Source organism: Streptococcus hongkongensis (assembly GCF_053206145.1).
On the sequence record NZ_JBRUGD010000002.1, the window covers coordinates 189607 to 212712 of the forward strand.

Consider the following 23106-nt stretch of genomic DNA (forward strand, 5'->3'; position numbering starts at 1 on the left):
ATCCTTATTATACTAAAATTTCAGAATATTAAAATTTAGATATTTTCTTTAACAAGAGCTGCCATTTTTTCAATCCCCATTGGAATTGGAATGTATGCTTGTGGTGGAATTTGAACAACTGGTTTATTGACCTTGGCAGCAGCATCAGCAAATTGTTTGAAATGCATTTTTGTTTGAGGACTTACTAGATATAAATCATAAGCAGATGATGCAATAAGTTTTCCGCCTTCAGGAACACCAACTGCATTCATTTCAACATCAACTCCTTGCTGAGCTAGTAAGGTTTGTGTTTTTTTAGCAATGAGAGATGATGACATCCCCCCAGCACAGATTATTAATGCTTTAGTCATTTTGACTGCCTCCTGTTTTTTTTTTTTTATTTTGTATCTTCATTATATATGTATGCGTTTACATTTACAATCGCTACTATTTCCGTATTACTACGGAAATCATTCACGTTGACTAATTGGTCAAATAAAAAAACAATAATCAACTGATTACTGTTAACATTTTTAGCTTATGGTGATAATTGGAGTGATGAAACCATCACTTGTGATAGGGTGAGATGATATTCTGACATAAGGATTTCTTTTAATTTGGTATCACTTAATGGGGACTGAACGGAATAAAGTCCCTGCTCCTTATGATCACTAATGATTTTAACGTTTTCCAAAACATTGCGATTTGTCCATAAATCAATTGGTTTAGACACTTGATCAAAACGCACTAAGTAATGGTGGCCGATTCGTCTACTAGCCAGCAATTGATTTCTAATGATACTAATAATCAGTAAAGCAAACAGTATTAATGAAGTAATAATTAATAATACCTCTAACATGATTTGTCTCCTTATTACTATTAATTTTCAAAAAAATTATAACTCCTTTTGAAAACGTTGTCAATATTTTGATAAAAAATCCATCTAGAACTGCAAACTAGATGAATTTCAAGCTTTAATAGAATAGATGATCACCTAAAACAAAGTTGTGATTAGAGTGATAGCCCCTGAGACTGCTATCAATAAATAGGTCATCTGTTGTAACATTTTTGCATCTAAACGGTCAACAATACGATTAGCAATTAATAAACCAATTATAATGGCTGCTATTCCTACTAATGATAGTAGTAATAAATCGAGTGTGAGTATCCCTTGTGCTGCTCTAAAAATCAGATTATAACTGCCTGAGATTAAAAAAACAACTTGTAAATTGGCTAGATAGTCTCTTTGATTCTCAGTAACAGCTAAGAAGAATAAGACCATTAGAGGACCACCAATGGCAAAGAGACCATCACAGATACCTGATACAAAGCCACAAAGAAACATACTCAAAAAATTAGCTGAGATAGTTATTTTTTGTGAAAATGTCGAAAAATAGAAGACCAAGGCAATTAAAAATATAGCGAAGATAATTTTCAAAAAATTAATATCTAGGCTTTTTGACAGGTGAATAGCTAAGGAACTACCAACAATATAGAAAAGCGTTGGCCAAACTATTAATTTAAACCGAATGTATTTTCGATAATGGTAAACCATTATGATTGTCAGTGAAACAGCTACCGCATTGGTAAGTGCTGCAGCTTTGGGTAAAAGAAGCAAATAGGGCAAAACACTCATTAATACAATGCCAGCTCCAAAACCAGTCACTCCCTGAATAAAGCCAGCTAATAAAGCTGCCATGATAATTGTAAGGAATAATATCATTAAGCAACCTATAAGTTTTCGCCGTTACTTGCAATCACTTCTTTGTACCAATTAAATGATAATTTAGGTGAGCGTTCATAAGTTCCATTACCTTGATCATCTTTATCGACATAGATAAAGCCGTAGCGTTTACGCATTTCACCTGTTCCAGCTGACACTAAGTCAATACATCCCCAAGGTGTGTAGCCTATTAAATCAACGCCATCTTCATCAACAGCTTTAATCATTTCTTTAATATGGGCACCTAAGTAGTCGATTCTGTAATCATCGTGAACCATGCCATCAGCTGCTAATTTGTCTATTGCGCCAAAGCCATTCTCAACAATAAACAAAGGAAGGTGATACATATCTGTGAACCAATTCAAGGAATAACGAAGTCCTTCTGGGTCAATTTGCCAGTCCCAATCAGAGGCAGCAACGTAATTGTTTTTGACAAGGTCTTCTGTTTCTAAGTAGTCATAATATGGGTTGTTTGGACGATGAGAATCAATGGCAAAGGACATGTAATAAGAGAAACCAATATAGTCAACAGTTCCTTCCATCAAATCCTTTTTATCTTCTTCAGTAAAGTCAACAGTAATCCCTTTACGTTTCCAATAGTTCAAAATATGTTGTGGGTAGTAACCATGGACATGGACATCTGTAAAGTAATAACGTTTTTGCATGGCTTTTTGGGCCATTAAAATATCTGCTGGTTTGCAGGTTGCTGGATAAATAGGACACATAGCAATCATACAGCCAATTTCAAAATCAGGATTAATCTGGTGACCAATTTTTGTCGCACGCGCAGCAGCAACGAGCTCATAATGCGCCGCTTGATACATGATTGCTTCACGGTCGTCACCTTCTTTATAAACAATACCTGAGTTTGTAAATGGTGCAAAATCCTCCATATAGTTGGCTTGGTTATTGATTTCATTGAAGGTCATCCAATATTTTACTTTGTCTTTGTAACGAGTAAAGACAGTTTCTGCAAAACGGACAAAGAAATCAATCACTTTACGGTTTGTAAAACCACCATACTCAGTTACTAAATGATAAGGTAACTCAAAATGAGAAAGTGTAATAACAGGTTCAATGCCATATTTCAAACATTCATCAAATAAGTCATCATAGAATTGAAGTCCTTCTTCATTTGGCTCCAACTCATCCCCTTTAGGAAAAATACGTGTCCAAGCAATCGATGTCCGGAAACATTTAAAGCCCATTTCAGCAAAGAGTTTAATATCATCTTTGTAACGATGATAAAAATCAATAGCTTCATGATTTGGATAATACTTGCCTTCTAAAACGCCGGCTGTAATTTCACGAGGGACACCATGACTGCCAGATGTCATCACATCTGCTACACTTGATCCTTTACCACCTTCTTGCCATCCTCCTTCGAGTTGGTGAGCAGCAACTGCGCCACCCCATAAAAAGCTATCTGGTAATTTCGACATGTTCAAATCCTCCTATTATTTCATACTCCCATTTTAGCAAACGGTTACATTAATTAAAATTTGAAAAATTTCCTTATGTAAAAGGAAAACAGTTAACACTTCTTGATTTATTCACAGTAGTCATCAACCCCATTTCTTTCTCTAGTAAATTAAATATTTTTATTCCTGAAAAAGTTGCTACAGGTATTAAAGTTCTTATCCTATTATTAAAACAGCTTGTCAGAGGTAATATGTCAGAAACTTTTTCGATAAGGACAACTTATGTATAAAATATGTCACAGCTGTTCCTGAAGCCTGTCTATGTTTGAAAGTTCCAAAGCCATGATCATAGTGCAAAGGTTCAGGCTGTTCACCTAGCAGATAAGTCACTGACCAGAAATTATTCATATCTGCAACTTCTCATCTTCTTATTAGTATTAGTTTACATTTCCTCTACCTTAGAAAACGGCTAGTACTTTCCCCAATCTACCATGTCCAGAAATTGTTTTCTCATTTGCATTATGCTATGATAATTTTAGAAATTCTTAGGAGGTTCTTATGTCTAACGACGAAATGAAGCAAAAATTACGGGCAGCTTTTGATTTTAGAACAGCTGTCCGCGTGTATAATAATACAAAAATTACTGATGAAGACCTTAATCTTATTTTAGATGCAGCATGGCGAAGCCCTTCATCAGTTGGCTTAGAGGGATGGCGTTTTGTCGTCTTGGAGAACGAAGAAATCAAAGCCAAGCTAAAAGAAGTCGCATGGGGAGCGCAATATCAATTAGAAACAGCTAGTCATTTTATCCTGTTAATAGCTGAAAAAAATGCTCGTTATGATAGTCCTTCAATGAGAGATAGTTTAATCCGTCGAGGAATTACGGACGATGAGGGACTGACAAGCCGTATTAACCTTTATGAATCTTTTCAAAGAAACAATATGGAAATGGCAGACAATCCTCGTGCCCTCTTTGATTGGACAGCTAAACAAACCTATATTGCCCTAGGCAACATGATGTCAACTGCCGCCCTAATTGGTATTGACTCCTGTCCTATCGAAGGATTTGATTACCGTAAAGTGAATACTATTCTAGAAAAACATGGTGTGATTGATTCTGAAAAAGAAGGAATTGCAAGTATGATGTCTTTAGGCTATCGTCTGAGAGACCCCAAACACCCACAAAATCGCAAAAATCGTAAAGAAGTTATTTCTTTTTATAAATAGGAGGCTATCATGAAAGCATTACATACCTGTATCCGTGTAAAAGATTTAGAGAAGTCAGTCGAGTTCTATACTAGTGCCTTTCCTTTTAAAGAAACTAGGCGCCGTGACTTTCCAGATAAGCAATTCACTTTAGTCTATTTAGCTTTAGAAGGTGAAACTTATGAGTTAGAGTTAACATATAACTATAACCACTCTGCATATGATTTAGGTAATGGCTATGGCCATATTGCAATTGGCTCAGATGACTTTGATAAGGAATATGAAAAACATGTTACAGCTGGCTTTCCTGTAACAGATATCAAAGGCCTATCAAAAGAATCTGCGCGCTACTACTTCGTACAAGATCCTGATGGCTACAAAATTGAGGTTATTGATCTTAATAAATAAACACAAAAAGCTTGATACTAAAATGTATCAAGTTTTTTTATACTATTCTTTTTTATCTGGAAGATTAACAAAAAACATCATCAAAAATCCTAGTCCAAAAGCAACTAAACTAACCAGTAAACCATTCCAAAAATTAGCCGTATTTACCCCTCTTGGATCAAAGAAAGTTGGAAATTTGAATATCCCAAAACCGCCAGGCATATAGGACACCAGTTTTAATAAGCCACCCAAAGCTCCTGAAATTGCTGCCGCAATACAACTAATAATAAAAGGGGTCTTCATTGGTAGTGTAATTCCATAGATAGCTGGTTCCGTTACACCAAAAATACCAGAAATAAATGCTGGCCATCCAATCCTTTTAATTTCTTGATTTTTAGTTCGAAGAATAACTGCTAAAAGAACACCTATTTTGTGCAAATGAGGCTCCTAAAGCTACCATCAATACTGTATCAAACCCTTTACTAGCGTAATTTTGATACATAATCGGAATTAATCCCCAATGCAAGCTAAACATGACCATTATTTGCCAAAATCCATCAATAATTGCATAGGCTAAAACTGAGTTAATATTAATAATCGCTGATACCAATCCTGCTAAACCATCAGCAGCCCAAGTTGATAGGGGACCAATTACTAATAGCGTCACTGGGACTGTAATAAACAAAGTTAAGGCAGGCACAAGTGCAAGTTTAACAACATCCGGTAAGATTCTAGTCAATGACTTTTCAACCTTAGACCCAAACCAAACAGCAACAATGACTGGAACGATGGTGGAATAGTAAGATTGCAAAATAACTGGTACGCCTAAATAGGTCATATAAACTTTTGACTCGATAATACTTCCTTTAAAGAGTATCATTAAAGGTTTGACTGTTTCCGGAGCAACTAACTTAGGGTAAAGCATTGCGGCTGCGATTACTAGCGCAACAAACTCATTTGACTTAAATTTTCTAGCACTTGTAATGGCTAAAGTCGTAGGAAGAAATTGGAAAATGCCATCACCGCTAGCTTGTAAAATTTGATAGAATCCACTTGTATTTTTTAGCCCAAAAACTAAGCATAAAGCAGCAAATCCTTTTAATAACCCTGCTCCTGCTAAAATAGCAATTATTGGTTGAAAAATGCCAGTAATAAAGTCTATTAGATTATTCGAATGAGAGGTGTTTTCTTTTTCAATAAGGTCAGACTTATTCTCTCCTAACACATGCTCTATAGCATTGTAAACTTCTCCACATGATTACCTATCACAACTTGAGTTTGCCCTCCTTGTGTGACAAGAGATACTATCTCATTATTAACTTCAAAAAATTTTTCCTCACCACCTAAGTGAGTAATAATTTCTTGTGCTAATTTTTCATATTTTTGTGACATTTTGTCAAAAAGCCTCCTTCAAGATAAATATGTGAAAAATAAAACAGATTTTTAGATTATTACATTTATAAAAGATGCTCGATTCTAACGACTCCGATAGACTGTTAACAGTCTTTAAGTGTTAATCTATACTAATTTATGTTACAATCTGTGCAAAGACCTACTAGAATGAGAAAGTGAGCTTATGACCTTATTATCTATTATTGTTCCTTGTTATAATGAGCAAGAAAGTATCTCTCGCTTCTTTGCAGAGATCTCTCAAATTGAACATGCTATGTCTAATGAATTAGAAATTGAATATATCTTTATTGACGATGGGTCAGTTGACGACACCTTAACCATTTTACGACAATTGACAACTCAATTTCCAAATGTTCACTATCTTTCTTTCTCAAGAAACTTTGGAAAGGAAGCAGGCTTGCTGGCTGGCTTAGAAGAAGCTAAAGGAGACCTAATAACCGTCATGGATGCAGACTTGCAAGACCCTCCTGAATTACTTCCTATGATGTACAAAAAACTACTCGAAGGGTATGATGTTGTTGCCACGAGACGGCAAAATAGACGAGGTGAGCCAGCTATCCGATCATTTTTTTCAAAGCTTTTTTATCAGTTGGCTGCCAAAGTTTCTGATACAGAAATGGTTGATGGTGTCCGAGATTTTCGCTTGATGACCAGACAAGTCGTTAATAGCATCCTAGAACTGGGTGAAGTTAATCGTTTTTCAAAAGGTATATTTTCATGGGTCGGCTACAGAGTTACCTATATCAGTTATGAAAACCGAGAAAGACAAGCTGGGAAAACCTCTTGGAGTTTTTTCCAGTTATTTAACTATTCCTTAGATGGTTTCATTAACTTTTCCGAGTTACCATTAACATTAGCCACTTGGACGGGAACGATCAGCTTTATTATTTCTATATTAGCTATTATTTTCATCATTATTCGAAAATTACTTTTTGGCGATCCCGTTTCTGGTTGGGCAAGTACGGTATCCATTATTTTATTTATTGGAGGTATTCAACTTTTTTGTATGGGAATAATAGGTAAATATATTTCAAAAATCTTCCTAGAAACAAAAAAGCGCCCTATCTATATCGTTAAGGAAAAAAAATGAAAAAGAGAGTGGGACAGACACCCACCCATGAGGACTTTGTCCTCGTGGGTGTCTGTCCCACTCTTGTTAACGTGAATTCACAGATTTCATAACCCGTTTGATATCTCGATCTTGTTCGCGACGTTTCAAGGACTCACGTTTATCAAAATCATGTTTCCCTTTTGCCAGACCAATCAAGACCTTAGCAAAGCCATCTTTCAAATAAACCTTCAATGGAACCAAGGTCATCCCCGTTCCCTTGAGTTCTTTAGCAAGATGCTGAATTTCGCGTTTTTTCATCAAGAGCTTACGCGTACGCTCTGGATCAGAATTCCAGATATTACCTTGTTCAAATGGTGCAATATGGACATTGACTAGCCAAGCTTCATTATTTTTTATCTGTGCAAAACCATCTTTTAATTGGATACGAGCTGCGCGGACACTTTTAATTTCAGTACCAGTTAAAACAATCCCAGCTTCAATGGTTTCGACGATATGATAGTCATGCCTAGCTTTTTTATTCTGTGCAAGTAGATTACCTTCGCCTTTAGCCATTAACGACTCCTTTTCTTACTATTCTTTTTGGCAGCGTCCTTATAGAAAGGTTTTCTCCCTTTTTTCTTTGGCGCTCCCTCTTTATTTTGTTCATTATTTTTGTCTTTGGAGAATCGGTCGCCCTTCTTAGCATCCTTTCTCCTAGCCCCTTTATTTGGTCTGTCAGACTTAGTAACCTTTTCTTTCAGATCAAATTCACTTGGTAAATAGTCAAAGTCAATGTCGCCTGTTTCTTTATCTGCTTTGACCAATTTAACATGAATAGCTTGTCCTACTTTAAAGACTGTACCAGACTTCTCACCTTGTAAGGTCATATTACGTTCATTGTAATTGTAAAACTCTGGAAGACTGGTTACATGAATCAGTCCTTCAATAGTATTTGGTAATTCAACAAACATTCCAAATTTAACCACACTAGCAACAATGGCATCAAATTCTTCACCAACATGCTCTTCCATGTATTCAGCTTTTTTCATTGCTTCGACCAAGCGTTCTGCATCAATAGCACGACGTTCTAAACGTGAAGATGATGAGGCCAATTCAGGAATAACTTGTGCAAAATGCTCTTTCTTCTCTTCAGTCACATGACGATAGTCACGAATCATGCGGTGAACTAATAAGTCAGGATAACGTCTAATTGGACTTGTAAAGTGAGTATAGTACTCAGCTGCAAGACCATAGTGACCGTGATTAGTTTCAGAATATCGGGCTTGTTGCATGGAGCGAAGTAACATGGTATTTAAGACTTCTGCTCCTGGTTGACCTTCAATTTTGGCCATGAAATCTTGCAGAGCTTCTTGCGAAATTTTATTAGCAGTACCTTTAATTTGAACCCCAAAAATACTTGCGTAGTCCAAGAATTTTTGTAACTTCTCAGATTTTGGTTCTTCATGGACACGGTATATGAAAGGCAGCTTAGCTTTAGAGAAATGCTCAGCTACACACTCATTGGCTGCTAACATGAAGGATTCAATCATTCGCTCTGCAATGCCGCGACTGCGGACCACAATATCAACAGGCATACCTTTATCATTGACAATAATGCGTGCCTCAGAGGTATCGAAATTGAGAGCTCCGCGTTTTGTCCGCATTGTTTCAAGGATTTTATGAAGCACTGCCATATCCTGGACCGCATCAACAATAGGTGCAAATTCAGCCAATGCTTCTTCATCACCAGCAATCATATCATTAACCCGACTATAAGTCATTCGGAAGGTCGTGTTAATAACGGACTGACAAATTTGATAATCAACTACCTTACCTTGCCCATTAATTTCCATGATGGCTGATTGTGTCAGACGATCTACATTTGGGTTCAATGAACAAATGCCATTTGACAAACGTTCTGGCAACATTGGAACCACTCGGTCAGTGACATAAACAGATGTTCCACGTTCAGCAGCTTCACGGTCCAAAGCAGACCCTTCAGTGACATAGTAGGAAACGTCTGCAATATGGACACCAAGTTCAAAGTTCCCATTGTCAAGCTTTTTAATGTGAATAGCATCATCTAAGTCTTTGGCATCCGCCCCATCAATCGTAATCGTGATTTCTTTACGTAAATCGACCCGACCCATTAAATCTTTATCACTTGGCGCATCAGCAATTGCATCAGCCTCAGCCAAAACATCTTCTGGAAACTCTGAAACAATAGCCATTGATTCCAAAACTTCTAAAACATCAATCCCAACATCTCCTTGGTGACCAACAATGTCAAGGACGTTTCCAACAAAGTAATCATGCCCTCTTATCGGATATTTTTCTATATCAACTTTGATAATTTCCGTTCCTTCAAGAACAATTGGTTCTTTTTTGATATAGATAGGTTGTTGTATTTTTTGATTTTTTGATTTGATATAGCCTGCATACTTAGGTTTATCATCATCCAAAACAAATTTTCCGACAACTGTCGTTAAGGCACGTTCAACCACTTTGACAACTTTAGCTTCAGCAGCTGTCCCTTTCATTCGATCAGCTGGTTTTTTAATGGTAACTGCAACTCGGTCACCATCAATAGCATAACCGACATCATTACGCCCAATAAACATGTCTTCTTCATTTTCGTCAACAAACAAGAATCCAAAACCTGCTTTATTAGCTCTAAAGATTCCTTCAACAGTAATCATTTCTTTTTCTTCTTTTGGCTTGCGAAGTGAAATTGATCCATCATTTGAAAAACGTAAAAGACGTTTACTTTCCATTTTAGAGATTTCTTTGATCAGACTTGGAAACTTCTTCGCTCCAGCCATATCTAAAGCAGCAGCAATATCATTGATATTGGATTTTCCATGCTCTTTCAGATAGTTTAATATTAATTCTTTCATCTTACCTAATTTCTATTTCTGTAATAAGCTGTACAAATTTTTAATAAAAAAATGAGCTAGACTAACTCTGTCAAGCTCACATCTTATTTACTTGATAAAACAGCAAGCACAAGTGCAATTGCTAGCCAGAAAAATACTAGAACCGCTGTAAAACGTTGCATAAATGCTTCAAATCCACGCGCTTTTGTTCGTTCAAACAAAGCTTCTGAACCACTGTTATCAAATACATTACTGCTAGGATTTTTTTGAGGTTGCATAAAAATGGCAATCACAAGAATCACTGACAAGACAAGCAATGCTGTAAGTAGTAAGTTGTACATCTTCTTTCCTCCACTATAGTCTAAATCATTCTAACACAAATAACCCTAAGATTCAACATGCAAGGTTACTTTTCTCTCTTTTGGACAATACTTGGGAACCTTTATCCTATCAGGGTGAGTGGTCTTGTTTTTACTAGTTAAATAATTCTTACTCCCACACTCACTACATTTTAAATTTATCTTTACTCTCACACAATATCCTTAACTTTTAGATACTTCCTAAAATTAATTAAACTCCAAAGAAAATTAACTAGGACAATTAAACGGGTTACATAAAATACAGATCAATAGCCAAGAAAAATTGCCACATTGGAACCAATAAAAGATCCTATAACTTGACCAAGATTTGTAAACATTTGATTGAAGGCAAATATCCAGGAGATACCTTCTCGAGGGGGTATTTTCGTCAATAAAGAATTTATACTTGACATCAGTGCCCCGACACCAAAGCCATTAACAGCAATCTGTGATTACCAATCCAATCACCAAGCTTCCCCAAAGTTGAGCTACTCATCAAACTAGAAAAGCCCATCGAGGAGACAATTAAGCTCGAAACAAAAAGTATGTTTTCTTTTTGCCCTAAATGTCTGATATATAAGGACAATATGGGCGCAGCAGATTGAGCCTAAATCCTCAACATAAAGAGCCATAAAGGGCATGACAAGTGAAAAGCTTGCCCCAGTAAAAAAATTACCAAGCCAAGCTACTTTTAAGTTTTGTTGCCAATTAACAGTTGAAATTGCTTGTTGATCAATAAGTCATCATCTTTTTTCCAAAATCGATATCCTACATTATAACATAAATGACAGAAAGATTTTGTGAAATCCTCCAGTAAACGTTTTAGCGTTTACGTAATGAGCCCATTAAGCCACGGACTAATTCGCGACCAATTGTTCTTACAGCCGTACTAATAAAAGCATCCGTTGCCTTCTCAACAACCGATTTACGAGGTCTACCCACCGAACGATTAGCTTGTCTTTGAAGACGTTCAGCTTCTTTGGCAACTTCCTTGTCTGCTTTTTCTTTTGCTTTTGCTTCTTGCTCAGCTCTTGCTGCAGCTTCCTCACCTACTACTTTTTTAGCTAATAATTCATAAGCTGATTCACGATCAATAGCTTGCGCATATTTGTTGGCAAATGGCGATGATTGAACGACAGTTTGAATTTCAGCGGGAGCCATTTGGTCAAAAGAAGACTTAGGAGGCATAACATAGGCACGCTCAACGATTGATGGCTGGCCTTTTTCATTAAGGACGGAAATAAGAGCTTCGCCGACTTCAAGCTCCGTAATAGCTGTCGCAACGTCAAGTTCTGGGTTCTGACGGAAAGTATCCGCTGCTACGCGAACTGCCTTTTGTTCACTGGGGGTATAAGCACGAAGGGCATGTTGAACACGATTCCCTAGCTGAGCCAATATAGATTCTGGTAAGTCAAGAGGATTTTGTGTAATGAAGAAAATCCCCACGCCTTTTGAACGAATAAGACGAACTATTTGCTCAACTTTATCTAAGAAGACTTTTGGTGCATCATTAAACAATAAGTGTGCTTCATCAAAGAAGAAAACCATTTTCGGTTTTTCAAGATCGCCAACTTCGGGCAAGGACTCATACAATTCGGACAACATCCATAAAAGGAAAGTTGTGTACAGGGTTGGTGAATTAAAGAGTTTAGTAGCATTAAGGACATTAATTGCTCCCAGGCCTGTTGCCGTATCCAATTGCATAAAATCAGCAATATCAAGCGCTGGTTCGCCAAAAAAGAGTTCTGCACCTTCTTGCTCTAACGTTAATAGATCTCTTTGAATAGCCCCAATAGACTGTTTAGCAATGTTGCCATATTGGCCTGAATAATCAGCTGCATGGTCAGCAACCTCTTTTAAGACAGCTTGTAAGTCTTTAAGATCGATTAACAACCAGCCATTTTCATCTGCTATTTTAAAAACAATATTCAAAACACCAGTCTGAGTATCGTTTAAATCAAGGAGACGAGCTAGCATCAAGGGCCCCATTTCAGAAATGGTTGTCCTAACAGCTTGCCCACTCTCAGCAAATACATCCCAAAGACGCACAGGAAATGATTGAGGGCTATAGTCTGTGATACTTAATTTGTCTAATCGGTCTGACAATTTTTCAGTCACCTGGCCAGGTTTAGCCAAGTTGACAAGATCGCCTTTGATATCTGCTAAAAATACAGGAATACCTGATAAACTTAATTGTTCTGCTAGCACTTTTAAGGTCACTGTTTTCCCTGTACCAGTTGCTCCTGCAATCAGTCCATGTCTATTGAGCATGTTTAGTTGTAATTCAACTGGGTTCTCCCCTTTAGCAATTGTAACTGTGGCCATATGAACCTCTTTCTCCATCTATTGATTTCACTGCTATATAAATATCTCTCATTATCCCAATTATAACACAAAAGAGACCTGATTTGATAATCAACTCCCTTTGATTCTACCATTTTTTATGATCTTCTAATGGACCAAAACGCTTTTCTAAAAATGCCAAGCAAAATTGCATCACCCAACCAACTCCAAAAGCAAAAAGCAAGGTTCCGAGGCCTAAACTCCCACCAAATAACCAACCTAATAAGCAGACCGTACCTTCTAATAGGGTCCGAACCAATCCCACTCGCCAGCCTGTTAAGAAACAGAGTCCAACAAGCAAGCCATCACGTGGACCAGCTCCTTTATGACTTGTCAGATAAATTGCTGAAGCAATTCCCACCAAAATAACCCCAAAAATAGTTAAAAAGATTCTCATAATCATGCTTGTCGGAGGCGTCACATTTGAAACAATTAGACCAATGACAAACGCAATGATGATAACATTAAGAAGTGTTCCAAAACCTGGTTTAATTTTTAGTGGGAACCAAAGAATTAGAACAGTTAAACTTATTAAGAAAGTTACCCAACCAATATTGATACCAGAAAGATGACTTACCCCTTGTGACAAGACTGTCCAAGGTGCTGAGCCTAGATTAGCTAAGACTAAACAAGATTCACCAACACCATATAAGACCAAACCTAAAATCAGCACAGAAACTGAAACCGGCTCTAAGCTCCAGTAACTTTTTCCCATCCAAGGCGTTCTCGGTATAATTGATTTTGACATGACTCTCCTAACCTAACTTGCTAACCAATTTCTTAACCTTATCAGTCAGTTCTTGCAAGTTTCCATTATTATCAATCACTAGATCAGCATATTTTAACTTATCTTTCAAAGGCATTTGTGAGTCAATACGATCACGCGCTTCTTGCTCACTATAGTGATTGCGATCCATTAGTCTTTGTTTTTGTGTTTCCAAATCAACATAAACTAACCAGATTTCACTAAACCAGTGTCTCATATCCAATTCAATAAGTAAAGGAATGTCCATAAAAAAGGGCTTCCCCTTGGCTTCAAGTTCCTCTTTTCGAAATTGCAATTCCTCTTGAATGATTTGATTCTGCAACCTAGACGAATGGTCCCTATTTTCCTGGCTAGAAAAAATCATTTTTGACAATTTGGGCCGGTCGATTTCACCATCTTCTTGCAAAATAGATGGACCAAAAAAGTCTAGCAAGGCTTGATAAAGACGACCACCTTTTCCTTGTAACTCATGAACTACCAGATCAGCATCAATAACCTCATAGCCAGCTTGTCTAATTTCCTTGACAACAGTGGACTTGCCTGAGGCAATCCCTCCCGTTAAACCAATAATCTTAGTCATAATTTTTGACACCTTGGACAAAAATGCGTCCCTCTTCCTGCAACTTTTATTTTCCGAATAGCCGTTCCACATCTTGGACACGGTTTATCCTTTTGTCCATAAACCATCAGATAATCCTGCATGGACCCGTTCATCCCTAAAGTATTCTGATACGTTCGAACAGTCGAGCCACCCTTTTCAATTCCTAAAGCTAAAACAGCTATTGTTTGATCATGAATTCTTTTTATTTCAGCTTTTTTAAGACAATCACTAGTCCTCATTGGATGCACTTTAGCAGCCCACAAGACCTCATCCACATAAATATTTCCAAGACCTGCAACCAAACTTTGATCCAAAAGCCATGGTTTAATGATTTTTTGGGAGGATAGCAGAGCTCTTTCAAAAGGCTTAAGCTTAAAATCAGCTTTAGTTGGTTCTGGGCCAACCTTTTTCTCTAAGAAGAATCGATCCAATTGACTCTTCTCTACTAAATTAAAAGTACCAAACTTCCGCACATCTTGATAGACTAAGGTAGACCCTTCAGTAAAATTAAAAAAGACGTGGAAATGTTTATTTTCAGGGATAGTATCGTTAAACAGTAAATATTTACCTTCCATCCGAAGATGAGAAATCATAACTAGCTGACCTAAATCAAATAATAAATATTTCCCACGGCGTGCAACTGCTTGAATGATTTGTCCTTTCAAGGCAAGGCAAAATTCCTGACAGTCATATTTGACCATATTAGGTACTTTAACGGTGACTTGGTCAATCACCTTCCCAAGTACCAACTCTTCTAAACCACGACGAACTGTTTCAACTTCAGGTAATTCCGGCATAATAATCCTTTCAGCATGAATTCTAAATTAAGTCTATTATACCATGAACCAGAATAGGAAGACGAATAATAAAAAACCAGTCAAAAGGGATATACTCCCTTTAATAGTAGACAGTGAAAAAAACAAAAATTCACTAGAAATTATAAGGGGAGTTTTCATATGTCCAAAAGAAGTCCAAAATCAGTAGAAGAGAAATTAGAAGTGGTTCAATTATTGCTCACCCACGAGAAGTCCATTTCTCAACTCAGTAAGCAGTGTGGTGTAAGTGAGTCGGTAATCAAGTCTTGGAAAGCAAAATATGAGAAAGCTGGTAAGCATGGTCTTAAGAAAAGTCTAACTTGGAAGAAATATTCCAAAGAAGTTAAGAAATAAGCTGTTTTAGACTATCTAGATAGAAAAGGTTCCTTACTGATATTTGTCTAAAGTATGATATTTCGTCTCATTTTGTTCTTAATAAATGGATAAAACGGTATACTAGTGGTGAATACTTAAAAGCCACTAGTAAAGGATGAAAAGGCAACAGTTTTCTGTACACATTTTATAAAGTGCTTTTTAGTTAGGTAATTAATCGCATCGCCATTGGAGTCTGGTAATTGAGATTGCCAGGGATGCGATGATAGTTCCACCAATGGACATAATCTCCTATTTTGACGCTTAGTTCTTCAAGAGAGTAGAAAACTTCTTGATGACTAAACTCAATCTTGAATAATCGATAGGTGCTCTCTGATACCGCATTATCATAAGGACATCCTGCATGACTTAGTGATCGTGTAACGCCAAAAGCATCAAGTAAGTCATCAATCAACGTATTATCGAATTTCTTTCCCCTATCTGAATGGAATGGTTTGAATAGCTTGTTTCACTAAGTCGGCTGTCTTGTACCAACCAATAGAGAGTCCGATGATTTCACGATTATAGAGATCGATGATGAAGCATATATAAGCCCAGCGCTTTTCTACACGAACATCGGTTAAATCTGTCACGAGAGTCTCTAACAGCTGGTGCTCATTAAATTGTCTCGCTAAATGGTTAGGAACCCCTACCTCGTTCTTTCCTTTTGAATGAGGTTTAAATGATGCTTCTTGGTATAGTGAAACAAGATTCAGTTTTTTCATAATACGTCTAATCCGACGACGAGATACCTTGACTCCCTCTGTCTCAAGAACTTGTTTAATTTTTCTTGCGACATATCTAGCCTTGTTATCAAAGAAAATAGCTTTAACTTTTTCAGCTGTAGCTATCTCAGAGACAGGTTCAACAGCAATATAATAGTAGCTAGAGCGGGGAATATGTAGTAGTCGGAATACTATATCTATCTTTGTTGGTAGTGATTCTTTCTCTTTTAGTGCTATAATCACTGCCGCTTGCTTTAGGATATCAACTTGCATTTCCAACTCTTTATTGCGTTTTCGAAGTGCAGTCAGTTCACGTTGCTCATCTGTTAAGTTATCAATTGTTTTAAATGATTCGGTTGTTTTTGCTTGTCTAACCTATTTATCAAAAGTAGAGGGAGTTAAATCGTATGCTTTAATAATCTCACTTCGCTTTTTTCCAACCTTATGAAGATCAACAATCTGTTGTTTAAAGTCATCTGTAAATTGAAGGCATACTTTGCTAGTCATAATGTTTTCTTATTTTCTTTAGTTTAGAACACTTGATAAGACTGTCTAGTTTAGTGTAACCTATTCAAGGTTCCATCTAGATATAAGACTGAGTAGTTAGTTTGAAGTGACCGTTCATGAAAGACAGTGACATTCTCTTGTGTTACTTTAGTGATATTTGAAACAGTTGTCGGACTATAATGATGTCCGTACATACGTTCAATAATGTCGCTGATTTCGCGCGTTGTTACGCCAGTCTGATAGAATTTGATAATTATCTCTTCTAGTGGTCATCACGTCTAGCATAAGATGGTAATAAAATCAGTGAAAACTCGCCATTTCGATCTCTTGGAATCATCGAGTTTACTAAACCGTACTTTGTTTCAAACTGACGAGAATAAGTTCCATAGACTCCATATTTTAAAATGATGGCTAAGCATCGTTATAAGATCGAAGCCAAGAATGCGGAATTAAAACAAAGACATAGTCTCGATGTCGCCAGGGTATCAGGTCTTTTAAATATGGAGTTACAAACTGCGACTACTATATTTGTAGTCAATCTGAAGCGGATCATCACTTTAATAAACAAAAAAAGAAGGATAAGAAAAGAAGAAAAACTCAATTTTTGAGTCTTTCCTCTTTTTATTTTGAAATTAGTAGTCTTTAAGAAACTACTTTTTCAGTGGCCTCCCGAAATTAAGTACTTTTTTGATCACCGCAAGTTTTTTGTAAAACTGATTCATATCATCACTCATAAATTCTCTTCTTGTTAAATTTGTTATTGCTAATTGTCTTAACTTATCTGCTAGTTCTAAAATAATTTTTCATAAAGATTTACCTTCTGATAAGTTTTCTTTAAAATTAACAAGGATATACCGCTCTTGTTTTTTATTGAGGGACTTAAGTTTACATTATATGCCTCATTTATTATTTCATTGCGGTTAAAAGTCATGGGGATTTTCCATTCCCTTTAAAATTAGCTATCTCAATGATTTTCTAAGCTTACAATGATTTTTGCTATTTACAATCATTTAAAATTAGTCATATCGATTTCACTAAAATAATCATAATAGTTTCAGGACAAATAAACCTATTAGTACTGAAATCAATAACAATAAAAGATTTGACTAATGATTTCTGTCAGTTTTCTTTATTAGATTTAATAGAAATAATTGGAACAATCCACCTAATAGTAATTTATGCGTAGTTGAATTCCAAATCGCTTTATGAAATATATAAAAATTTAGAATCATTAAGCAAATACCAAATAATGTCATAATGAAACTTCCTATTATACATTGTCTAAAAGCATCATACTTTTGATCATTTCCCTCTTTTTGCCCCTTCATACCCATTATAATACCCCCAAGCAAAAAGTGATGTCCCTGCACAACCAATGGGACCAGCAGCAGCCATCCCAATTAAACATGCACCTGCTACTAATGTTGGTCCGTTCCCACCTGATATTTCACTTAAATATAGATTATTAATCTCTTGATATTTTCCATTTTTTATAGTTTGAATATTTTGCATGCTTTTCCTTTCAATTTTATTAAATAGGTATCTTTTATTATTTTGGATGTGTTAAATAATATACGCTTTTCCCTGCAGCTTCCCCAAACGAATAAATCCCCCAAGCAATACCAGTTATGATTCCAACAGCCTCTAATTCACCAGTTCCACCAAAAATAGTGTTCAAATGATTTTCATTTAAAACTTCAAATTCTTTAATTCTAGTCATTATTAAAACCTCCTTATAAAATATTTTTCTTGCATCCGGATGCAAGAAAAATATACCACATTAATGAGCACCAGCTGTTAGAGACTCTCGTGACAGATTTAACCGATGTTCGTGTAGGAAAGCGCTGGGCTTATATATGCTTCATCATCGATCTCTATAACCGTGAAATCATCGGACTCTCATTGGTTGGTACAAGACAGCTAGCTTAGTGAAACAAGCTATTCAAACCATTCCATTCAGATAGGGGAAAGAAATTCGATAATGCATTGATTGATGACTTACTTGATGCTTTTGGCGTTACACGATCACTAAGTCATGTAGGATGTCCTTATGATAATGCGGTATCAGAGAGCACCTATCGATCATTCAAGGTTGAGTTTAGTCATCAAGAAGTTTTCTACTCTCTTGAAGAACTAAGCGTCAAAACAAGAGATTACGTCCATTTGTGGACTATCATCGTATCCCTGGCAGTCTCAATTACCAGACTCCAATGGCAATGCGATTGATTACCTAACTAAAAAGCACTTTATAAAATTTGTACAGAAAACTGTTGCCTTTTCATTTTATATTTTTCCTTCCTTTATTTTTACAACTTCTACATTAACTCAATACTTTTCTGATACTATCTCCCCTTCTTTTACATGAAAAATAGTGTCGCATAAATCCTCAATGTCACTTTTATAATGCGATGTTATAATCACGAGTCCTTTTTGTTTATGTTCCAATATCAATTTTTTGGTAGTATCGACACTTTTTTCATCTAAGGCATTCATTGGTTCGTCTAAGAGTAATATGTCAGGATAATCCATGAAGGCTTGAATCAATACCATTTTTTTCTTTGTTCCCAAGGATAAATGTTTGTACAATGTATCTTTAAATTCTGCAAGCTGATACAAATTAATCCAATAATTTAAATCAATTTTCTTTTTATGACGACAGATATTTTTTATCAGTTTTAAGTTTTCTTCTAAGGTTAGAAAAGAAATAAATTCTTGTTCTCCAAGTACTAATCCAGCATTTGAAATTGTTTCATTACCTGTTCCAATTATTTTTCCATTTTGAAAAACTTGACCTTTACTCAACCTACAAAAACCAGCTAAAGTACACAATAGCATGGTTTTCCCTGAGCCATTAATACCTACCAGACCATAAATCTGATGATTTAAAAAGGTTAAACTAATTTGGCTCAATAGTATTCTCTTACTTTTTGACAAGACTCCGTTTTTTATTTCTAACAAGTTTTGACCTCCAATCACCAATGAAACAAAGATATAAGCAACAACAAAATAAAATATAAATCATATGATTTATGAAAAAATTCCTAAACATAATTTCAAAGCTGATAAGCATAATTGTTAATACACTATTAGAACAATAATAAGTGATAAAAAAATAACAAATTGAATCAACAAAAAACCATGCCAGTAAAAATAATAAGATGTCCATCATTCCAACTGACTGTCGATAATTGACAATCAAGAAACAAACGACAAAAAATACTTGACCTAAAAATTCTTTAGCAAACTGACCATTAATTAATCTATACATCGAAACCTGATAAATGAATGTGTTCTTACAATGACTCTTAATCATAACCTTGATATTAGAAGACATTTCAGCCATCATTGTATAAGTTGCTAAAAAGCTCATAAATGAAAAACCGAGAATCATGATAAGTTTCATAAAACTAAGTTGTTGTCCAGTAGTGGAAAAAAAGGGATTAATTAACTGATTTGTAACTAGTACTTTTGGGTCCGATGTAATAGCTTCATTATAATGCGTCAATAAAAGAAAACAAATTGTCCAGGACAGTATTAGCTTAGATGAGTAGTAAATAATTTTATATAATCTCATTTTTATTTTTCAATTGTAAAATACTAACAACAATAAAACATGGCAAATAGGACGCAATAAGCTGCCATAAAGTAATATCCCCATACGAAGTAATCATAATATGAGAGATAGGCACTAAATAAAAGGGCAAGAAACTGTAGAGAATTGGCGCACTACCCCAAAGATACAAGATATAAACTAAAGCTGACTTTGTGAACTGATTAAAATAATCTATCAGATAAAAAAACAAAACTGTTTCCGTTAAAATAGCAAAAGTTTTAACAAAAAAATAATAAAGCAGATAATGCCAGGCACTTTTTGAAAAATAGCTAACAACTGAATTTTGATTAAAGTAGAATTTCAAACCATTATAATCAAATCTATCTACTAGAATTGCTGTAATAATGATAATTAACAATAAAGTAAAAAAAGTAACTAAATTGACGACAGTAAGTCGTAGCTTTAGCATTTTAATACATTTAAAATAGGCATCTGTCCTACCCAGATAATAACGACAATACCTATTTTTTAGATAATAATACATATATCCTAAAATCACAGTCAAAAGGGGGAGCAAAAATGCTTGAAAAAAGTTAAATTCGAAAATACTATTGTTCAATGACAGTAATCCTTTTAGATACTTCAATTTGATTAATTCCCCTCTTAAGTGATCCAAATCACTTGCATGAGAATCAAAAAACAAAACATGTAAAATAGCCTGATTATAAATCAAAATCAGAAAAATCAATGTCATTATGACATACCATTTCTTGTAGGGTATAAGTTTTATCGAAATCATTCCATCTCCTTTAACAACGGGAATAACAAATAACAGTTATTTCAAAACATTTTTATTTTGAATCTGGTGACCAACTACCATCTATAAAGAATCCTTTATCCCAAAAATTCTCTCTGGCTAGATTTAAATTGTAGATATAATTTCGTTTGGCATCATTGGTATAAACTCCCCTCTGACCTGTCCATGTCACATCAATATCACTTCTTCTAGCGCCATTGGAATTTGCTAAATAATGCTTGACCTTAATTTGTGGATTTTTAGCATCCAAATTGACAACATAATAACTATCGTTCATTTTTTGCAAATAGCCAGTCGCAGTAAATGATGGCGTAATTCGGAAATTTGATAGTTGCCCAATCTGCCGAGCACCTGCAAAGACACTAACTGATGTTGTAAATAGACTAATTATTAAAACAAAAAGACTAATATGATTTTTTTTCATGATAAACCTCATTTCTCATATTTTGTTATTCCCTATCTATTTATTCGTAAATTGGGGCAGCAAGTTTCAAGTTCGTGTCACTTATTTTAGCATCTTATCTTGATTTTGAGAATGTCACAAATGTCACTAAAAAAAGAACTGTTTCCAGTTCTTCTTTAGTGTCCAATAGCAAAGCTGTTAGTAAAAAATTCATTTAGCATCAAGCGATGCTTTTTAGAAAGTGACCAAAGGGCTTGAATTTCCTCTTCTGAAAAGAATTGATGACGCTAAGTTTCCTCATTATGAAAGTTTTCAATGGTAAAGTCATTGATTGCTTCAACTTCATACATGGCAACTATGGTTTGCACCTGATCACCATTTGGATAAGATTCGTTAAAGTTACTATAGAGATTGAGGAAGCGTTTTACTTTAACCTAAACCCCTGTTTCCTCATAAAACTCACGAAGACAAGTGTCTAATGTACTTTCGCTAAGTTAAACTCTCCCCCCGGTATAGCCCATGTTTCCTTATCTGCTCGTAATTGTAAGAGAACACGACCTTTACTATCCATCATTATACCACCGGCAAAATTTAAGATAATCTTATCATGACCGACTTTAGAACGAATATATGAAATGTAATCTTTTGACATTTTTGACTCCTTAATGCAGAAAAACCGAGTAGTTACTCAGTTTTTCATTTTATTTTGAATTTTCGGTTTGGGGTGGGGGAAATTTCAGGCTTGGGCTCAGGTTAAAAACATCCCCCGCTCCTTTCCTCGCTCTACGGTTTCAAGGCTCGGGTTAAAAAGGTCCCCCGGACCTTTCCTCGCTCTATGGTTTTCGGGCTCGGGTTAAAAAGGTCCCCCGGACCTTTTTAATACTCTTTCTGGTTGTAGCCAAAGTCGGCTAGGTCTAGTTTTTTGTCACGCCAATTCTTTTTGACTTTAACCCATGTTTCTAGGTAAACTTTGTCACCTAGCATGATTTCGATATCACGTCTTGCCATTTTGCCAATTTTTTTCAGCATTGCGCCTTGTTTACCAATGATGATTCCTTTTTGACTATCACGTTCAACCATGATTGTTGCACGGATATGAACTTTGTCGGTATCCTCATCACGTTTCATTGATTCTATCACGACTGCAACTGAGTGAGGAATTTCTTGCTGTGTTAAGTGCAACACTTTTTCACGAATCATCTCTGATACCAAGAAACGTTCTGGATGGTCTGTAATTTGATCTTCTGGGAAATATTGGAAGCCTTCTTCCAAATTGTCCTTAAGAATTTCCATTAATGGGTTGACATTGTTTCCTTGTAAAGCTGAGATTGGCACAACTTCTTTGAATTCCATCTGATTTCTAAAATCATCAATTTGCTCTAAAAGTTGGTCAGGATGAACCTTATCAATCTTATTAATTACCAAAATGACTGGAATTTTCGCAGCTTTCAGTCTTTCAATAATCATGTCATCGCCTTTACCACGCTTTTCGTCGGCTGGGACCATGAAAATAACAGTTTCTACTTCGCGAAGGGTACTGTATGCTGATTCAACCATGAAATCACCTAAAGCTGTCTTAGGTTTGTGAATACCCGGGGTGTCGATAAAGACGATTTGTTCCGTTTCTGTTGTATAAATCCCCATAATCTTGTTACGGGTTGTTTGAGCTTTATCACTCATAATGGCAATCTTTTGCCCCATTACGTAATTTAAAAATGTTGATTTACCAACATTTGGACGACCTAAAATCGCCACAAAGCCTGATTTAAAAGCCATGTTTCTCCTTTGT

25 protein-coding genes and 6 pseudogenes are annotated in these 23106 nt (G+C 35.8%); 6 read left to right on the forward strand and 25 right to left on the reverse strand.

The genetic code is table 11. From position 1 onward, the window contains the following. Positions 1-35: 35 nt before the first annotated feature. The 4 genes from ACVRZD_RS02090 to ACVRZD_RS02105 form a co-directional block, all read right to left on the reverse strand. A complete protein-coding gene (locus ACVRZD_RS02090) occupies positions 36-350 on the reverse strand; it encodes a PTS cellobiose transporter subunit IIB (RefSeq protein ID WP_037625119.1) in 315 nt (104 codons plus the stop codon). Positions 351-517: 167 nt separating this feature from the next. Further along, the gene (locus ACVRZD_RS02095; RefSeq protein ID WP_037625121.1) at positions 518-838 is read right to left on the reverse strand and encodes a hypothetical protein; all 321 of its coding nucleotides are present in this window, start codon (positions 836-838) and stop codon (positions 518-520) included. Between the two features lie 135 nt (positions 839-973). Then, on the reverse strand, positions 974-1702 hold the full coding sequence (locus ACVRZD_RS02100; protein WP_037625123.1) for a sulfite exporter TauE/SafE family protein: 729 nt from the start codon (positions 1700-1702) through the stop codon (positions 974-976). Between the two features lie 8 nt (positions 1703-1710). Next, the gene (locus tag ACVRZD_RS02105) at positions 1711-3144 is read right to left on the reverse strand and encodes a 6-phospho-beta-glucosidase (RefSeq protein WP_037625125.1); all 1434 of its coding nucleotides are present in this window, start codon (positions 3142-3144) and stop codon (positions 1711-1713) included. A gap of 537 nt (positions 3145-3681) precedes the next feature. On the opposite strand from ACVRZD_RS02105, the gene ACVRZD_RS02110 reads away from it, so the two are divergent. Beyond that, positions 3682-4350: an NAD(P)H-dependent oxidoreductase gene (locus tag ACVRZD_RS02110; protein WP_447450219.1), complete on the forward strand. Its 669-nt coding sequence runs from the start codon at positions 3682-3684 to the stop codon at positions 4348-4350. 9 nt (positions 4351-4359) lie between these two features. After that, a complete protein-coding gene (gloA, locus tag ACVRZD_RS02115) occupies positions 4360-4737 on the forward strand; it encodes a lactoylglutathione lyase (protein WP_037625127.1) in 378 nt (125 codons plus the stop codon). Positions 4738-4779: 42 nt separating this feature from the next. Here gloA and ACVRZD_RS02120 read toward each other — a convergent pair whose 3' ends face one another. The 3 genes from ACVRZD_RS02120 to ACVRZD_RS02130 are packed head-to-tail and all read right to left on the reverse strand — an operon-like array spanning position 4780 to position 6108. After that, positions 4780-5154, reverse strand: a complete 375-nt coding sequence (locus tag ACVRZD_RS02120) for a PTS transporter subunit EIIC (RefSeq protein ID WP_052128110.1) — start codon at positions 5152-5154, stop codon at positions 4780-4782. Then, positions 5111-5941, reverse strand: coding sequence for a PTS transporter subunit EIIC (locus ACVRZD_RS02125; RefSeq protein WP_052128111.1), 831 nt, complete (start codon positions 5939-5941; stop codon positions 5111-5113). Before ACVRZD_RS02125 ends, ACVRZD_RS02120 begins: the two co-directional genes overlap by 44 nt. Positions 5942-5946: 5 nt before the next feature. Further along, the gene (locus ACVRZD_RS02130; protein ID WP_155274933.1) at positions 5947-6108 is read right to left on the reverse strand and encodes a hypothetical protein; all 162 of its coding nucleotides are present in this window, start codon (positions 6106-6108) and stop codon (positions 5947-5949) included. Between the two features lie 184 nt (positions 6109-6292). On the opposite strand from ACVRZD_RS02130, the gene ACVRZD_RS02135 reads away from it, so the two are divergent. Beyond that, a complete protein-coding gene (locus ACVRZD_RS02135; RefSeq protein ID WP_447450220.1) occupies positions 6293-7219 on the forward strand; it encodes a glycosyltransferase family 2 protein in 927 nt (308 codons plus the stop codon). Between the two features lie 66 nt (positions 7220-7285). Here ACVRZD_RS02135 and smpB read toward each other — a convergent pair whose 3' ends face one another. The 9 genes and pseudogenes from smpB to mutM all read right to left on the reverse strand — a co-directional run bounded on the left by smpB (position 7286) and on the right by mutM (position 14922). After that, the gene (gene smpB, locus ACVRZD_RS02140) at positions 7286-7753 is read right to left on the reverse strand and encodes an SsrA-binding protein SmpB (RefSeq protein WP_037625130.1); all 468 of its coding nucleotides are present in this window, start codon (positions 7751-7753) and stop codon (positions 7286-7288) included. Next, the gene (gene rnr / locus ACVRZD_RS02145; protein WP_037625132.1) at positions 7753-10077 is read right to left on the reverse strand and encodes a ribonuclease R; all 2325 of its coding nucleotides are present in this window, start codon (positions 10075-10077) and stop codon (positions 7753-7755) included. Before rnr ends, smpB begins: the two co-directional genes overlap by 1 nt. An 83-nt stretch (positions 10078-10160) precedes the next feature. After that, a complete protein-coding gene (secG, locus tag ACVRZD_RS02150; protein WP_003106129.1) occupies positions 10161-10397 on the reverse strand; it encodes a preprotein translocase subunit SecG in 237 nt (78 codons plus the stop codon). 45 nt (positions 10398-10442) lie between these two features. Then, on the reverse strand, positions 10443-10589 hold the full coding sequence (gene rpmG / locus ACVRZD_RS02155; RefSeq protein WP_080730837.1) for a 50S ribosomal protein L33: 147 nt from the start codon (positions 10587-10589) through the stop codon (positions 10443-10445). Beyond that, positions 10586-11022: pseudogene (locus tag ACVRZD_RS02160) on the reverse strand (MFS transporter); the annotation flags it as partial. The gene rpmG and the pseudogene ACVRZD_RS02160, both read right to left, overlap by 4 nt. 215 nt (positions 11023-11237) lie before the next feature. Next, positions 11238-12740: a helicase HerA-like domain-containing protein gene (locus tag ACVRZD_RS02165; protein ID WP_447450221.1), complete on the reverse strand. Its 1503-nt coding sequence runs from the start codon at positions 12738-12740 to the stop codon at positions 11238-11240. 106 nt (positions 12741-12846) lie between these two features. Further along, positions 12847-13506, reverse strand: coding sequence for a membrane protein YczE (gene yczE / locus ACVRZD_RS02170; RefSeq protein WP_037625134.1), 660 nt, complete (start codon positions 13504-13506; stop codon positions 12847-12849). Positions 13507-13513: 7 nt separating this feature from the next. Then, the gene (gene coaE / locus ACVRZD_RS02175; protein ID WP_037625137.1) at positions 13514-14104 is read right to left on the reverse strand and encodes a dephospho-CoA kinase; all 591 of its coding nucleotides are present in this window, start codon (positions 14102-14104) and stop codon (positions 13514-13516) included. Continuing rightward, on the reverse strand, positions 14101-14922 hold the full coding sequence (mutM, locus tag ACVRZD_RS02180; RefSeq protein ID WP_037625139.1) for a DNA-formamidopyrimidine glycosylase: 822 nt from the start codon (positions 14920-14922) through the stop codon (positions 14101-14103). The genes coaE and mutM overlap by 4 nt, the downstream gene beginning before the upstream one ends. A 159-nt stretch (positions 14923-15081) precedes the next feature. Between mutM and ACVRZD_RS02185 the strand changes: the two genes are divergently transcribed. After that, positions 15082-15294 carry a helix-turn-helix domain-containing protein gene (locus tag ACVRZD_RS02185; protein WP_037625140.1) on the forward strand — a complete coding sequence of 71 codons (213 nt, stop codon included), beginning with the start codon at positions 15082-15084 and terminating at the stop codon, positions 15292-15294. A gap of 184 nt (positions 15295-15478) precedes the next feature. Here the strand turns inward: ACVRZD_RS02185 and ACVRZD_RS02190 are convergent. Both ACVRZD_RS02190 and ACVRZD_RS02195 read right to left on the reverse strand, forming a co-directional pair. Further along, positions 15479-16544 (reverse strand): annotated as a pseudogene (locus ACVRZD_RS02190) (IS3 family transposase). A 68-nt stretch (positions 16545-16612) separates the two neighbouring features. Beyond that, positions 16613-16929 (reverse strand): annotated as a pseudogene (locus tag ACVRZD_RS02195) (transposase); the annotation flags it as partial. Between the two features lie 4 nt (positions 16930-16933). Here ACVRZD_RS02195 and ACVRZD_RS02200 point away from each other — a divergent pair. Then, positions 16934-17152 (forward strand): annotated as a pseudogene (locus tag ACVRZD_RS02200) (hypothetical protein); the annotation flags it as partial. A 694-nt stretch (positions 17153-17846) separates the two neighbouring features. Here ACVRZD_RS02200 and ACVRZD_RS02205 read toward each other — a convergent pair. Both ACVRZD_RS02205 and ACVRZD_RS02210 read right to left on the reverse strand, forming a co-directional pair. Beyond that, positions 17847-18056, reverse strand: a complete 210-nt coding sequence (locus tag ACVRZD_RS02205; protein ID WP_037625144.1) for a hypothetical protein — start codon at positions 18054-18056, stop codon at positions 17847-17849. A 37-nt stretch (positions 18057-18093) separates the two neighbouring features. Then, positions 18094-18264, reverse strand: coding sequence for a bacteriocin (locus ACVRZD_RS02210; protein WP_155274934.1), 171 nt, complete (start codon positions 18262-18264; stop codon positions 18094-18096). Between the two features lie 77 nt (positions 18265-18341). Between ACVRZD_RS02210 and ACVRZD_RS02215 the strand changes: the two are divergent. Further along, a pseudogene (locus ACVRZD_RS02215) lies at positions 18342-18778 on the forward strand (transposase); the annotation flags it as partial. Between the two features lie 91 nt (positions 18779-18869). Here ACVRZD_RS02215 and ACVRZD_RS02220 read toward each other — a convergent pair. The 5 genes and pseudogenes from ACVRZD_RS02220 to era form a co-directional block, all read right to left on the reverse strand. Further along, positions 18870-19502, reverse strand: a complete 633-nt coding sequence (locus ACVRZD_RS02220) for an ABC transporter ATP-binding protein (protein ID WP_037625145.1) — start codon at positions 19500-19502, stop codon at positions 18870-18872. Positions 19503-20104: 602 nt separating this feature from the next. Further along, a complete protein-coding gene (locus ACVRZD_RS02225) occupies positions 20105-20896 on the reverse strand; it encodes a hypothetical protein (RefSeq protein WP_037625150.1) in 792 nt (263 codons plus the stop codon). Positions 20897-20948: 52 nt separating this feature from the next. Next, entirely contained in the window at positions 20949-21338 is a 390-nt protein-coding gene (locus tag ACVRZD_RS02230) for a hypothetical protein (RefSeq protein WP_037625152.1), read from the reverse strand. Positions 21339-21493: 155 nt separating this feature from the next. Beyond that, positions 21494-21969: pseudogene (locus tag ACVRZD_RS02235) on the reverse strand (NUDIX hydrolase). Positions 21970-22193: 224 nt separating this feature from the next. Beyond that, a complete protein-coding gene (gene era, locus ACVRZD_RS02240; RefSeq protein WP_037625154.1) occupies positions 22194-23093 on the reverse strand; it encodes a GTPase Era in 900 nt (299 codons plus the stop codon). Positions 23094-23106: the final 13 nt, after the last annotated feature.